The organism is Bradyrhizobium sp. PRIMUS42 (assembly GCF_023006515.1).
In the GTDB taxonomy this organism is placed as follows: domain Bacteria; phylum Pseudomonadota; class Alphaproteobacteria; order Rhizobiales; family Xanthobacteraceae; genus Bradyrhizobium.
This window is the reverse complement of record NZ_JALBGZ010001514.1, coordinates 1-541: the sequence shown is the minus strand read 5'-3', so window position 1 is coordinate 541 and position 541 is coordinate 1. Positions and strand designations below refer to the sequence as shown.

1 pseudogene is annotated in these 541 nt (G+C 67.7%); it reads right to left on the bottom strand.

What is annotated here, in order from left to right:
* Positions 1–395, bottom strand: a pseudogene (locus MOV75_RS41380) (shikimate dehydrogenase); the annotation flags it as partial.
* Positions 396–541: the final 146 nt, after the last annotated feature.

The following is a 541-nucleotide window of genomic DNA, read 5'->3' as shown; positions in this document are numbered from 1 at the left end:
CCGGCGCCGAGCACCAGCGCTTCCTCGGCCGCCCCCCAGCCGGGCGCGCTGGCGTCGAGATTGTTGATAAAGCCTTCGACGTCGGTGTTGGTCGAGTGGAGCTCGCCGTCGGCAAACCATAGCGTGTTGGCCGCGCCTACGGCCTTTGCCCGGGCATCGGGCGTCGACAGCGCCAGCACGCCTTCCTTGTGCGGGATGGTGACGTTGGCGCCGACGAAACCGCGCAACGACAGCCGCAGCACGAAATCCCTGAGATCCTCCGGCGGCACCGCCTCGATGACGTAGCCGCCTCCAATGCCCAGCGTGCGCAGCCAGTAATGATGGATCAGCGGCGAGCGCGAATGCGCGGCCGGCCATCCGATCAGACAGGCTGCAGGAGCTTTGGACGCGGTCATCTTTCCCTCGGGGTCGTATTCCCGAGGCGATCCATTTCGCGTCGCGCCCGCTCTGTCAAGCGCGCAGGGACTGTCAGCTCGCGGCCGCCTCCTCGCCCGCGCCGCCCTTGATGTCGGCAATCGCGCGCTCGAGGCTCTGACGATAG